Origin of the sequence: Pseudomonas sp. ESBL9 (assembly GCF_036668715.1) — a bacterium.
Lineage (GTDB): Bacteria > Pseudomonadota > Gammaproteobacteria > Pseudomonadales > Pseudomonadaceae > Aquipseudomonas > Aquipseudomonas lundensis.
Genome location: NZ_JAZEVV010000002.1, coordinates 663,192 through 676,348 on the forward strand (window position 1 = coordinate 663,192; position 13,157 = coordinate 676,348).

Below are 13,157 nucleotides of genomic sequence, written 5' to 3' on the forward strand. Positions count from 1 at the left end.
TTTAGCAAGGACTGCCATGACCCGTATTCAGCGTCTCTGTGTCGAAGCCGGGCTCAAAGCCGAACAGGATTTGCTGGCATCGGTCTGCGCGGGTGAGCGTGAAGCCGGGGTGCTGTTTTGGCAGCCTACCGACCGGGCGTTGGTCATGCCTAAACGCCTGGCTCGACTGCCCGGTTTTGAGAGTGCGCGTGTTGGACTGGCGACCCACGGTTGGCCGATCCTGTTGCGGGAAACAGGCGGCGAGCCGGTTCCTCAATCCGCATCTACGGTCAACATCGCGCTGGTTTACGCCCCGCTTCGCAGCGAGGGGGATCAGGGGCGTATCGAAACTGCCTATCAGCGACTGTGCCAACCTATCTGTGATCTTTTGACCGAACTGGGCGGCGTTGCTTCATTGGGGGAAATTGAAGGGGCTTTCTGTGATGGCCGTTTCAACGTCAACCTCAATGGACGCAAGTTGGTGGGTACCGCTCAGCGCTGGCGCCAGAGTCAGGGGGGGCAACGGCCGGTGGGGCTGGTTCACGGTGCTCTGCTGCTGGATAACGAGCGCGAATCGATGGTGGCGTCGGTCAACCGATTCAATGGGCTGTGTTCACTGGAGCAGCGTTGTCGTGCGCAGAGTCACATTGCGTTGCACGAGGTGTTTGCGGCGCCCGACTTTTTTGAACAGCTGGCTTCCCGCTATCAAGACCTTCTGGCGCCGTTGCTCAAGCCTTAACGTGTGCCGTACACCACCATGGTCTTGCCTTTAACGCTGACCAGGTTCTGTTCTTCCAGATCCTTGAGCACGCGTCCCACCATCTCCCGCGAACACCCGACGATCCTGCCGATTTCCTGACGCGTCACTTTGATTTGCATGCCGTCGGGGTGAGTCATTGCGTCAGGCTGCTTGCACAGTTCCAACAAGCAACGGGCTACGCGGCCGGTCACGTCGAAGAACGCCAGATCACCTACCTTGCGTGTGGTATTGCGCAATCGTTGTGCGATTTGCCCGCTAAGCGCGTAGAGGATTTCAGGTTCTTGATGCGCGTACTCCCTGAATTTGGCGTAAGTGATTTCTGCAACTTCGCATTCGGTCTTGGCCCTGACCCACGCACTGCGCGCCTGTTCCAGGCCCGGCTGTTCGAACAACCCCAATTCGCCAATAAAATCCCCGGCATTGAGGTAGGCGATGATCATTTCACGACCGTCGTCGTCTTCGATCACGATGGTCACGGAGCCTTTGACGATGAAGAACAGCGTCTGTGAACGTTCACCGGCGCAGATGATGTTGCTTTTGGCTTGATAACGCCTGCGTTGGCAATGAGTCAGAAATTTGTCGAGGTTCTTGATCTTGGGTATGGGAGTAAGGGCAACCATGGTTGTGTCCCGTAAAGCCTGCACGGTAAGGGGGTTGATCTATTTTTATGTAGAGCGCTTGCCGGCATGGCGCCAGCGAATTGGCGCCAGCTTAACAGACGAATTCTTCACCTAACGCAGAAATTTCCTCATGCTGCGTCAGGGAAAGGCTTCGGGCCTGCCAGTCATTGAATTTTGGCCCTGTGATAAGCTGGCGCCCCTTTTAAGACAGTGGAGTCTGAGCGATGAAGGCACGCATTCAATGGGCGGGCGAAGCCATGTTTTTGGGCGAGTCGGGCAGTGGCCACGTCGTCGTCATGGACGGACCTCCAGAAAGCGGCGGCCGGAACCTGGGTGTGCGTCCTATGGAGATGCTGCTGCTGGGCCTTGGCGGTTGCAGCAATTTTGATGTGGTCAGCATCCTCAAGAAGTCGCGTCAGGCAGTCGAAAGCTGCGAGGCGTTCCTGGAGGCGGAGCGCGCCACTGAGGACCCGAAAGTGTTTACCAAGATTCACCTGCACTTCGTGGTCAAGGGACGTGGGCTAAAAGAAGCACAAGTTAAGCGTGCGATCGAACTGTCGGCCGAGAAGTATTGCTCGGCGTCGATCATGCTGGGCGCGGCCGGCGTTGCCATCAGCCATGACTACGAAATAATCGAACTGGGCTGAGTGGACATTCAATTTTCATAAAAGCATTGCAGACTCTGGCGATCAGTCGCTGACGTCTGCATAATGCGCCACTTTTTTAAGGGTCGTGGCGGGGCATCATCCCGGCGGCGGGTCCGAACAGATAACCAAAATCGCCATCGCGAAGAGGTGTTAACCGTCCTACGCAGGTGCGTCCCACGCACTTGACGGGCATGCTGGATCACGCGGCCGAGCCGCATCGACATAGAGAGTTTTATTACGGTGAAAAGCAAACTCAAGCTCCACGGGTTCAATAACCTGACAAAGACCTTGAGCTTCAACATCTATGACATCTGCTATGCGGAAACCCCGCAAGACCAGCAGGCATACGTTGAGTACATCAATCAAGAGTACGACGCAGAACGCCTGACGCAGATCCTTACAGATGTGGTTGATATCATTGGTGCCAACATCCTGAACATCGCCCGTCAGGATTACGATCCCCAAGGCGCCAGCGTGACTATTCTGATTTCCGAGCAGCCGGTAACACCTACCGAAAGCCAGATCGAAGAATCCCCAGGCCCGCTGCCAGAGACCATTTTGGGTCACCTCGACAAAAGTCATATCACGGTACACACCTATCCGGAGATTCATCCGGTGGACGGAATCGCGACTTTCCGTGTGGACATCGACGTGTCGACGTGCGGCGTTATTTCACCGCTTAAAGCTCTCAACTATCTGATCCATCAATTTGATTCGGACATCGTGACGGTCGACTATCGCGTGCGCGGCTTTACCCGCGACGTGGAAGGTAAAAAGCACTTTATCGATCACGAGATCAATTCGATCCAGAACTACCTCTCCGAAGACACCCGCGACGGTTATCAAATGACCGACGTGAATGTGTATCAAGAGAACCTGTTTCACACCAAGATGCTGCTCAAGGACTTCGAACTGGATAACTACCTGTTCGGCGATGCCACGAGCAATCTGTCGACCGAGCAGCGCGCTCAGGTCACTGAGCGTGTGAAGCACGAAATGCTCGAAATCTTTTACGCACGCAATATGTCGTAAGCAACGAGCAACCAAAAAAGGCGGCTACCGTGAGGTGAGCCGCCTTTTTTGTGTGCATTTTGCGCAGGGGCGATTAAATGCGATAGGTACTTTTGGTCATGACTTTTGCCATCAGGCTCATCCCGAATTTTACGGGTGCCGGGAAACGGTAACCGCCCGCCTCCAGTGCGGACTCAGCATGGTGTTCTTCATCGATGCGCATTTGTTCGAGAATGGCGCGCGACTTTTCGTCTTCGGGCGGCAGTTGCGCCAGGTGTTCGTTCAAGTGCTTGCACACTTGATCTTCGGTGGCGGCGACAAACCCCAGGCTGACTTTGTCGCTGATCAGGCCGGCCACAGCGCCAATCCCGAAAGACATGCCGTAAAACAGCGGGTTCAGTACGCTCGGGTGGCTACCCAATTGACGAATGCGTTGTTCGCACCAGGCCAGATGATCGATTTCTTCTTCAGCGGCATGTTCCATGGCTTCGCGCACCTGCGGCAGCTTAGCGGTCAGGGCTTGGCCCTGATACAAGGCCTGGGCGCAGACTTCGCCGGTATGGTTGATGCGCATCAGACCCGCCACATGACGCGTGGTCTGTTCCCCCAGCGGGTTTTCAGGTTTGACGATGGCAGGTGAGGGGCGATACGGCTGGCCGCTGAAAGGCAGCAAAGTGCGCATTGCGGTATCAGCTTGTAACAGAAGACGGTCAATCGGCGAGTAGTGACGTTGGGTAGTCATGCTTACCTCCGGAAAAAATCACGGCGGCCAGTTTACCCCAATCGGACGGGCAGGGTTTGCGTTGGATCATGGGTCAGCGCAGGAGGTTTTGGCACTCCCGCGCAAACCGATCGATGAATCAGCCCGGCGGCCAGTTCATTTGGCGCTGACCCAGCACGTGCATGTGAATGTGGTAAACCGTTTGGCCGCCCTCTTCATTGCAGTTCATCACGACACGAAAGCCCTTCTCGCAGCCTTGTTCGACCGCCAGACGCTGCGCGGTGAACAAAATATGACCGGCCAGCGCTTTGTCTTCTTCGGTCAGGTCATTGAGGGTGCGGATCGGTTTTTTCGGGATGACCAGAAAGTGCACCGGCGCTTGTGGCGCAATGTCGTGAAACGCCAGAACCTGATCATCTTCATAAATGATCTTTGCGGGTATTTCACGGTTGATGATCTTGGTGAACAGAGTATCCAAAGCTGTATCTCCGTAAGTGAAGTCCGATCTGAGTGTACGCAGGGGATCGTTTGGCGACCAGCCACCTTAACGTGGGCAGTACGACTTGTTAACCGAGGCGGCAATCTTGCGTGTCATCCAGCGTGAAAGCAGCCGGGGGACGCGGGTCATCCAGCGGTTTCGCCAGCCCGGCATGATAATCGCCTTGTTCTTTTCAAGTGCGCGTACGGTGTAAAGCGCGACTTCTTCAGGGCTCAGTGCATGGCGATTGTGTTTGACCGTGTCGGCATTCATGTTCGCCGCCTCAAAAAAACCGGTGCGGGTGATGCCGGGGCAGAGCACTGACACGTTGATCCCGGTTTTCTTGACCTCTTCGCGCAGGCCCTCTGAAAAGTGCAGCACGTAGGCTTTACTGGCGAAGTAGGTGCTCAGCCAAGGGCCCGGCTGATACGCCGCGATCGAGGAAACGTTGAGGATCTGCCCGCCGCCCTGGACCGCCATCATATTGCCGATGGCATGGCACAGCCGCGTGAGGGCCAGCACATTGAGCTCGATCAAATCTTGCTCTGCGCTCCAGTCGTGCGCCAGGAAGGGGCCGCAGGTTCCGATCCCTGCGCAATTGATCAGCAAATCAATCTGCCTGTCACCTTCTTCCAGCTCCAGCAGGAAGCCGGACAACCGCAGCGGCTCGCCCAGATCGCAGGCGCGAATCAGCACTTCTACGCCAAAGCGCTGGGTGAATTCGAGGGCTATGGCCTCCAGTGCGTCCCGTTGGCGGGCAACCAGAATCAAACTGCGCCCGCGACGGGCAAGGGCTTCTGCCAGGGCCAGGCCAATGCCGCTTGAGGCGCCAGTGATCAAAGCGTAACGGGTCATGCTGTTCTCCATCGCAACGGTTCAGTCCGGTGACAATGATGTCCCTGGCGTTAGCGCGTTTAATAAAGTGCGCAGTCTACAGGCTGTTGGTGCCGGCTGCGTTGATGAACGAGGTTGCAAGGCCCAGTGCAAAGGCGAGGACCGTCACGATTAACGAAACAATCATCAGCGTGATCGCAACCCAAGCCAGTACTTTGACTGCCGGACTGTTAGGCGGCGGTGGCGGGCCATACTGGTTCGTACCGGTCGTACCGGGCATCAGTACCAACATAAAGGACAGGATCAGGGTTGCCACAGGCACTAAATGCAGCAAGAGCATCCACGCTGACCAGTTGAGATCATGCAGGCGCTGTGCGCTGATCCTGATGCTAATGACGAAATAGGCCAGTAGTAACGTCAGGCTACAGGTGAACCCCAGCGTGTATGAGACTTGGGCTAACAGCAGGCACGGGATGAGCAGTGCAGCCGCGATTGCGGTGAGCACCAGTGGCCAGGCCAGCATTCGCATGCGGCCAATTCGACCGTCGAACCCCAATGGGTCCAGCGTGCCATACGATTCGTGAGATTTTTTATCCAGGCTTACTTCCGGCATTACTGCGTCCTTGTCAGGTATTTAAAAAATGAAGCCCGCTGATTGGGCGGGCTTCGATGTTTCAAAGGTGTGGCCAATGGCTGGATAACCGTTGAATTCGACTTAACGCCTGACGATATTCCTCGTCCAGGCGTGCGATCAGTTCATCCGTTGAAGGCAAGTCGAAGATTTCGCCTACGCCCTGACCGGCCGACCACACGGTTTTCCATGCTTTGGCTTCATCGTTGAGCGGTTTCAGTTTGTTTCCTGATTCCCCCTTGCTTTGCAACGCTGCCAAGTCGTACCCGGCATTTTCAAGGCTTTGCCGCATGAAGCTGGCAGGTACGCCTGATACCGCCGGGGTGTGAATGATATCGGCCGCGCGGGATGCTAGCAGCATCTGCTTATAAGCGTCAGGCGCATGGCTTTCGCGGGTGGCGATGAAGCGCGTGCCCATATAGGCCAAGTCGGCGCCAAGTGTTTGAGCTGCCAAGATCTCGTGGCCGTGGTTCAGGCAGCCTGCGAGCAGCAGCGTTTTGTCGAAAAACTGGCGTATCTCAGCCGCCAGAGCGAAAGGGCTCCAGGTGCCCGCATGCCCGCCTGCGCCAGCAGCAACAGCGATCAAACCGTCGACACCGGCTTGTGCGGCTTTTTCGGCGTGACGGCGGGTGGTGACATCATGGAAGACCAGCCCGCCGTAGCTGTGAACCGCGTCGATCACCTCTTTAGCGGCGCCCAGGCTGGTGATCACGATGGGCACTTTGTGCTCAATGCAAATGGCGAGGTCTGCTTCAAGTCGTGGGTTGCTGTTGTGCACGATCAGGTTCACGGCGTAGGGCGCCGGGTTATCCAGTAGTGCCAGACCTGCTTCGATTTCCTCCAGCCAGGCTTTGAACCCCTGGCTGTCGCGCTGGTTCAGTGCCGGGAAACTGCCGACTACGCCGTTACGGCAGCAGGCAAGCACCAGTTGCGGGTTGGAGATCAGAAACATAGGAGCGGCCACCACCGGCAGGCGCAAGCGTTGTTCAAGCAGAGCGGGCAGTGACATCGGATAACCTCGTTGAAAGATGAGTTGCCGTTAGAACGGTTTGACCACCACCAGAATTACGATGGCGATCAGAAACAGGACCGGCACTTCGTTGAACCAGCGGAAGTACACATGGCTGCGGGTATTTTCTCCACGGGCGAAGCGTTTAACTTGAGCCCCGCACATGTGGTGATAGCCGATGAGCAGCACCACGAGTGTCAATTTGGCATGCATCCAGCCCTGGCTAAAATAGCCGCTAGGGTTAAGGCTGATCAGCCAGCCGCCAAAAATGATTGTGGCGATCATCGCGGGGCCCATGATGCCGCGATACAGCTTGCGCTCCATGACGCTGAAGCGCTCTTTGCTGACGGAATCTTCGCTTTGGGCGTGGTAAACGAACAGGCGAGGCAGGTAAAACAGGCCAGCAAACCAGCAGACGATGCTGATGATGTGGAAGGCTTTGAGCCATAGATAAAGCATTTTTAGTTATTCCCAGGTTCACGGTAGATCAAATAGTAGTAGTAGAGCGTCCGGGAGTCACCTTGGCGGTTGTCGCAGGGGCGCGCTGTCCCTATTATCGAGGGCTTTCCAGTGGGTTCGTTGAGGGGCAGGTTATGGTCAAGGTCGGTATTGTCGGCGGCACGGGTTACACCGGTGTCGAATTGCTGCGTTTGCTGGCGCAGCATCCGCAGGCAGAAGTGGTAGTGATCACTTCTCGATCCGAAGCAGGCCTGCCTGTTGCTGATATGTATCCCAACCTGCGCGGTCATTACGATGGCCTTGCCTTCAGCGTGCCTGATACTCAGACATTGGCGGCGTGTGATGTGGTGTTTTTCGCGACGCCCCATGGCGTGGCTCATGCCTTGGCAGGTGAATTGCTTGCGGCCGGAACCAAGGTGATCGACCTGTCGGCCGATTTCCGTCTGCAAGATGCAGAGGAGTGGGCCAAGTGGTACGGCCAGCCGCATGGTGCGCCTGAACTGCTAGAAGAGGCGGTTTATGGCCTGCCGGAAGTCAATCGCGAACAAATAAGGCAAGCGCGATTGATTGCAGTGCCGGGTTGCTACCCGACTGCTACCCAACTGGGTTTTCTTCCTTTGCTCGAAGCAGGTCTTGCCGATACGTCGGTTTTGATTGCTGACTGTAAATCCGGTGTCAGCGGAGCTGGTCGGGGGGCGAGTGTTGGCTCTCTATATGCCGAAGCGTCTGAAAGCATGAAGGCTTATGCCGTCAAAGGGCATCGTCACCTGCCGGAAATTCGTCAGGGTTTACGCCGTGCCGCCGGGAAAGAGGTAGGGCTGACATTCGTCCCGCATTTAACGCCAATGATTCGTGGGATTCATTCCACGTTGTACGCGACGGTTACTGATCGCTCTGTGGATCTGCAGGCGCTGTTTGAAAAGCGTTATGCAAACGAGCCTTTTGTGGATGTAATGCCTGCTGGCAGCCATCCCGAAACACGTAGTGTGCGCGGCGCCAATGTGTGCCGCATAGCCATTCACCGCCCGCAGGATGGCGATCTGGTGGTCGTTTTGTCGGTTATCGACAACTTGGTCAAGGGGGCGTCAGGTCAGGCCGTGCAGAATATGAATATCCTGTTTGGTCTGGATGAGCGTCTGGGCCTGTCCCATGCCGGAATGCTGCCGTAAACCTTGCAGATATCCTCAAGCGGTACGCGTTCAGCTTACCGCTGCTACTTATGAATAGTTGACCGCTTTTCTAGGAGAAGCGGATAATGCGCGTCATCACGCATTATGGCGGCATAGCGCCGGGAGATAGTCAGCATGAGCGTCGAATCCTTCACCCCCATGGCTTTGCAATTCACCGAAGGTGCTGCGCACAAGGTGAAGAGCCTGGTCGATGAAGAGGGTAATGATCGTTTGAAGCTGCGCGTATTTGTGACGGGCGGCGGTTGTTCGGGTTTTCAGTACGGTTTCACTTTTGATGAAGAAGTCGCAGACGATGACACTATCGTTGAGCGCGAGGGCGTGAGCCTAGTGGTTGATCCGATGAGCTTCCAGTACCTGGCTGGCGCTGAAGTGGACTATCAGGAAGGTCTCGAAGGGTCGCGTTTTGTGATCAAAAACCCGAATGCCACCACGACCTGTGGTTGCGGTTCGTCCTTCTCGATTTGATTGTCCGCACACACGTTTGACCCTCAACGCCGCGTCGATACGCGGCGTTTTGCTGTCTGCCGTTTATTGAACGGGTGTTCAGGCGGGATAGATAGCGCCAAGGATGCGCAAGCCGCGAGCGCCAGTGACGCTGGGGCGGTTGGTAGGAATGTTTTCCAGGCAGCAATGGGCCAACCACGCAAAAGCCATGGCCTCCACCCAGTCTGGATCCACGCCTTTAACCTGGGTGCTATTGACCCGGGTTTGGGGGAGGAGTGAAGCGAGCCGCGTCATCAGTGCGGTGTTGTGCGCGCCGCCACCGCATACCAGAAGCTCGTCGGTGTGCGGTTGAGCGCTTTGCAGTGAGTCCACGATCGTTAGGGCTGTGAGTTCGAGCAGGGTTGCCTGAATGTCTTCAGCGGGGAAGGCGGGCAGGCTGAAGAGATGGTGCTTCAGCCAATTCAGGTTAAAGACTTCGCGCCCGGTGCTTTTTGGGCCTTGTGTCTTGAAGAATGGGTCGCTGAGCAACGTGTTCAGCAAAACTGGTTCTACTCTGCCACTGGCAGCCCATTGGCCACTACGGTCATACAGGTCGCCGCGTGTGTCTTGTATCCAGGCATCCAGCAAGACGTTTCCGGGCCCGCAATCGAATCCGGCTACAGGCTCGGCAGGTGTTATCAAACTTAGGTTGCTGAATCCGCCAACATTTAAAACGGCTCGATAGCCACTCTCGTGAGTGAACAAGGCTTCGTGAAATGCCGGCACGAGCGGCGCGCCCTGGCCGCCAGCTGCGACATCCCGCCGACGGAAATCGCCCACCACGCAAATCCCTGTCAACTCGGCCAATAAAGCAGGGTTACCGATTTGAACGGTATAGCCAAGAGCGGGTTCGTGCCGGATGGTCTGGCCGTGGCTGCCTATCGCCCGGATGTCTTGTGGGGAGAGCTGTTGTTGTGTGAGAAGTGCGTTTACGCCTTGTGCGGCCAGTTCAACCCAGTGATTTTCAGCAATGGCACAGCGGGCAACTTCGTCAGGGCCGCTGGCGCACAGGCTGAGTAATTCGGCGCGTAATGAGGATGGCATGGGGGTGTAGTGAGAGGCGAGAAGCTTGATGCTCGCCCCTAACTCGATCAGAGCGATGTCCATGCCATCGAGGCTTGTGCCGGACATCACTCCTATGTAGAGCGCCATGACTTAGCGCTTGCTCGAAGCCAGCAGGGTGGCTTTTTCCTGATTCATGCGAGCCATCAATGGCTGGCTTTGTTGCATGAACCGGGCACGCTCGTTTTTGGCAATCGGATCAGCCATCGGGAGCTTTTGCCCCAGCGGATCTACATGGACGCCATTGACTTGAAACTCGTAATGCAGGTGTGGGCCGGTCGACAGGCCGGTCGTGCCAATGTAACCAATGACTTGCCCTTGCTTGACGGCGCCGCCCGTTTTGACGCCCTTGGCGAAGCCCTGCATGTGGCCGTAAAGCGTGCGGTACGTGTTGCCATGTTGAATGATGACGGTGTTGCCGTAGCCGCCACGACGGCCTGCAAGTAATACTTTGCCATCACCGGCAGCCTTGATCGGTGTTCCACGTGGTGCCGCGTAATCCACGCCTTTGTGGGCACGGATCTTGTTCAGGATCGGGTGTTTGCGTCCCGAAGAGAAGCGTGAACTGATGCGGGCGAAATCTACTGGGGTGCGGATGAAGGCTTTGCGCATGCTATTGCCGTCAGCGGTGTAGTAATTGCTGATGCCCTGCTTGTTGGTGTAACGCACTGCCGTATAGGTTTTGCCTCGGTTGGTGAAGCGAGCAGACAAGATGTTGCCCGTGCCAACCGTTTTGCCGTTGACCACTTTTTGCTCGTAGACAACCTCGAACTGATCGCCGGGCCGTATGTCTTGTGCAAAGTCGATGTCATAGCCGAATACTTTGGCCATATCCATCGTCATGCTGTGAGGCAGGCCGGCGCGCTGGCCGGAAGCAGACAAGGAGCTGCTGATTACACCGTGAACATAGGCGGTGCGCAGTGTCGGTTGAGCTGTCACACGGCGAAACGAATAGCCCTTGGCTGTTTTGCTCAAGGTGATGGTTTCGAGATCGCTGATGCGGCTGTGCAGGTTATTGAGCTGACCGTCTGTGCCCATTTCAAACTCGAGCTTCTGCCCGTGTTTCAGCTGGCTGAACTGCTTGGCCTGTTTGTCGCTGGCCAGAACCTCGTGTACGGACGCAGCGGGCAGGCCCACTTTCTCAAACAGGGTAGAGAGGGTATCGCCCTTCGCGACAATGACTTCGCGGTGGCTAGGCGCTTTTTTGTCTTCAGCTTTGGCAGTCGCAGCGGGCGCGCTGTCTTGCGGGTCTATTTGGGTAAACGGAGCAGGTGTCGCTTCATTTGTGGCCTGAACGAGGTCTGCGGCGTCTTGATCTTGTGTCAGTTGTTCTGCGGGGGTTTCCAGTTCCAGGTTTAGCGTTGTGCGTTTGGCCTCGACTTCGCTGGATGGAAATACCAGCAGTGCCAAACTCAATAATGCTGCGATCCCGCTTGCGGCGAGCAGGTGGGTCTTCGGATAAAGCGGTGGCGCTTTAGGCGGTTGACTGGTCATAGGTAATTTGACTTTGAGATAAAGGATGAATTGGAAAAGATGACTGACACTGTGAAGATGAAATAACTGTATAAAATATAACCAAAACGCCCTTGAAGCAAGTTGACCACACATAAACTGACAGATAGCCTCCCGTGCGCCCGCCAGAACTTGTAATTAGTGGGTGATCTTGTATGGTTGGTTCCCTTTGAAATTGAGCCTTACGGGTCTGATATGAAGTCGGTTGAAGAGCAGCTAGCGCTAATCAAGCGTGGTGCCGAAGAGGTACTGGTCGAGTCTGAACTGGTCGAGAAGTTGAAGCGTGGCCAGCCGCTGCGTATTAAGGCGGGATTTGACCCTACTGCACCCGATCTGCATTTGGGTCACACCGTACTGATCAATAAGCTGCGCCAGTTTCAGGAGCTCGGTCATCACGTCATCTTTCTGATCGGTGACTTTACCGGGATGATTGGTGATCCAAGTGGCAAGAGTGCGACGCGTCCTCCGCTGACGCGCGAGCAAGTGCTCGACAACGCCGAGACCTATAAGACACAGGTCTTCAAGATTCTGGATCCATCGAAAACCGAAGTGGCGTTCAACTCAACCTGGATGGATCAGATGGGGCCTGCGGATTTTATTCGTCTGACGTCCCAATACACTGTAGCGCGCATGCTTGAGCGCGACGACTTTGATAAGCGCTACACCACGAATCAGCCTATTGCTATCCACGAGTTTTTGTATCCGTTGGTACAGGGCTATGACTCGGTTGCCTTGCGAGCGGATGTCGAGTTAGGTGGCACTGATCAGAAGTTTAATTTGCTGATGGGTCGTGAGTTGCAGCGTGGTTATGGGCAGGAGGCGCAGTGCATCGTCACGATGCCTTTGCTTGAGGGGTTGGATGGCGTCAAGAAGATGTCCAAATCCCTGGGTAATTACGTTGGTATTCAGGAAGCGCCTGGTGTGATGTATAGCAAGCTGGTGTCGATCCCGGATGCTTTGATGTGGCGTTACTTTGAATTGCTCAGCTTCCGCTCGATGGATGAGATCAATGCCTTTAAGGCAGAGGTTGAGGCTGGGGCCAATCCGCGAGATATCAAAATCAAGCTGGCTGAAGAGATTGTGGCGCGTTTTCACGGTGCAGAGGCTGCAGCTAATGCGCACCGTGGTGCGGGTAACCGCATGAAAGAGGGTGAGCTGCCGGATGACTTGCCTGAGATTGAGCTGAGCGCTACTGAAGACATGCCGATTGCTGCAGTGCTGAATAAAGCTGGGCTGGTGAAGAACTCTGCGGTTGCGCGTGATTTGTTGGGTTCGGGCGGTGTGCGTATTGATGGAGAGGTGGTTGATCGCTCCTATATATATGCATTGGGCTCCACTCATGTTTGTCAGGCGGGTAAGAAGGCGTTTGCGCGAATTACGTTGAAATCTGAATAAACTTGAAAATAATGCTGGACGGCGCATTTTGTTGGCCTATAATGCGCCCACTTCCGGCGCAGTCGAAACGGAAAACTCCTTGAGTTTCAATGAGTTAGACGGTTTTGACGATACCAGCTTCAATTCATCGAAGCAGGAAATGAGGTGTTGACAGCAGCGTGTAACGCTGTAGAATTCGCCTCCCGCTGACGAGAGATCGAAAGCGCAAGTGGTTGATGTTACAGAGGAAACTTTGAAAACATCTTAAAATAACCGCTTGACAGCAACAGAGGCTGCTGTAGAATGCGCGCCTCGGTTGAGCGAAAGCTTAACCAACCGCTCTTTAACAACTGAATCAAGCAATTCGTGTGGGTGCTTGTGGAGTCA

At 55.4% G+C, this 13,157-nt stretch carries 15 protein-coding genes; 6 read left to right on the top strand and 9 right to left on the bottom strand.

Translation table 11 applies throughout. The features are described 5' to 3' along the window. The first annotated feature begins 16 nt into the window (after nt 1–16). Nucleotides 17–718, top strand: a complete 702-nt coding sequence (locus tag V6F78_RS09585) for a lipoate--protein ligase family protein (protein ID WP_047295824.1) — start codon at nt 17–19, stop codon at nt 716–718. Here V6F78_RS09585 and crp read toward each other — a convergent pair. Continuing rightward, nucleotides 715–1,359 (bottom strand): cAMP-activated global transcriptional regulator CRP, encoded by a 645-nt coding sequence (gene crp / locus V6F78_RS09590; RefSeq protein ID WP_047277966.1) that lies wholly within the window; start codon nt 1,357–1,359, stop codon nt 715–717. The two genes, V6F78_RS09585 and crp, sit on opposite strands and share 4 nt — an antisense overlap. A 224-nt stretch (nt 1,360–1,583) precedes the next feature. Between crp and V6F78_RS09595 the strand changes: the two genes are divergently transcribed. Both V6F78_RS09595 and speD read left to right on the top strand, forming a co-directional pair. Beyond that, on the top strand, nt 1,584–2,006 hold the full coding sequence (locus V6F78_RS09595) for an OsmC family protein (protein ID WP_003444470.1): 423 nt from the start codon (nt 1,584–1,586) through the stop codon (nt 2,004–2,006). A 240-nt stretch (nt 2,007–2,246) separates the two neighbouring features. Continuing rightward, a complete protein-coding gene (gene speD, locus V6F78_RS09600; protein ID WP_047277964.1) occupies nt 2,247–3,038 on the top strand; it encodes an adenosylmethionine decarboxylase in 792 nt (263 codons plus the stop codon). 73 nt (nt 3,039–3,111) lie between these two features. Here the strand turns inward: speD and coq7 are convergent, their stop codons facing one another. From coq7 to hemJ, 6 genes are all read right to left on the bottom strand, one after another. Next, nucleotides 3,112–3,759: a 2-polyprenyl-3-methyl-6-methoxy-1,4-benzoquinone monooxygenase gene (gene coq7 / locus V6F78_RS09605; RefSeq protein ID WP_047295823.1), complete on the bottom strand. Its 648-nt coding sequence runs from the start codon at nt 3,757–3,759 to the stop codon at nt 3,112–3,114. Between the two features lie 118 nt (nt 3,760–3,877). After that, nucleotides 3,878–4,216: a histidine triad nucleotide-binding protein gene (locus V6F78_RS09610; protein WP_047277960.1), complete on the bottom strand. Its 339-nt coding sequence runs from the start codon at nt 4,214–4,216 to the stop codon at nt 3,878–3,880. A 66-nt stretch (nt 4,217–4,282) separates the two neighbouring features. Further along, nucleotides 4,283–5,071 (bottom strand): SDR family NAD(P)-dependent oxidoreductase, encoded by a 789-nt coding sequence (locus V6F78_RS09615; RefSeq protein ID WP_047295821.1) that lies wholly within the window; start codon nt 5,069–5,071, stop codon nt 4,283–4,285. A gap of 76 nt (nt 5,072–5,147) precedes the next feature. Beyond that, entirely contained in the window at nt 5,148–5,663 is a 516-nt protein-coding gene (locus V6F78_RS09620) for a DUF805 domain-containing protein (protein ID WP_047295818.1), read from the bottom strand. A 61-nt stretch (nt 5,664–5,724) separates the two neighbouring features. Then, nucleotides 5,725–6,690, bottom strand: coding sequence for an NAD(P)H-dependent flavin oxidoreductase (locus V6F78_RS09625; protein ID WP_094990669.1), 966 nt, complete (start codon nt 6,688–6,690; stop codon nt 5,725–5,727). 30 nt (nt 6,691–6,720) lie between these two features. After that, nucleotides 6,721–7,149, bottom strand: coding sequence for a protoporphyrinogen oxidase HemJ (gene hemJ, locus V6F78_RS09630; protein ID WP_047277952.1), 429 nt, complete (start codon nt 7,147–7,149; stop codon nt 6,721–6,723). A 134-nt stretch (nt 7,150–7,283) separates the two neighbouring features. Between hemJ and argC the strand changes: the two genes are divergently transcribed. Next, entirely contained in the window at nt 7,284–8,318 is a 1,035-nt protein-coding gene (argC, locus tag V6F78_RS09635; RefSeq protein ID WP_047295815.1) for an N-acetyl-gamma-glutamyl-phosphate reductase, read from the top strand. A 135-nt stretch (nt 8,319–8,453) separates the two neighbouring features. Continuing rightward, nucleotides 8,454–8,804: an iron-sulfur cluster insertion protein ErpA gene (gene erpA, locus V6F78_RS09640; RefSeq protein ID WP_003444456.1), complete on the top strand. Its 351-nt coding sequence runs from the start codon at nt 8,454–8,456 to the stop codon at nt 8,802–8,804. A 78-nt stretch (nt 8,805–8,882) separates the two neighbouring features. Here the strand turns inward: erpA and V6F78_RS09645 are convergent, their stop codons facing one another. Both V6F78_RS09645 and V6F78_RS09650 read right to left on the bottom strand, forming a co-directional pair. Continuing rightward, nucleotides 8,883–9,974: an anhydro-N-acetylmuramic acid kinase gene (locus V6F78_RS09645; RefSeq protein WP_047295814.1), complete on the bottom strand. Its 1,092-nt coding sequence runs from the start codon at nt 9,972–9,974 to the stop codon at nt 8,883–8,885. 3 nt (nt 9,975–9,977) lie between these two features. Beyond that, nucleotides 9,978–11,378, bottom strand: a complete 1,401-nt coding sequence (locus tag V6F78_RS09650) for a peptidoglycan DD-metalloendopeptidase family protein (RefSeq protein ID WP_047295812.1) — start codon at nt 11,376–11,378, stop codon at nt 9,978–9,980. Between the two features lie 213 nt (nt 11,379–11,591). Between V6F78_RS09650 and tyrS the strand changes: the two genes are divergently transcribed. Then, complete coding sequence (gene tyrS, locus V6F78_RS09655; protein WP_047279275.1) at nt 11,592–12,791, top strand: tyrosine--tRNA ligase; 1,200 nt, start codon at nt 11,592–11,594, stop codon at nt 12,789–12,791. The last annotated feature ends 366 nt before the right edge of the window (nt 12,792–13,157 follow it).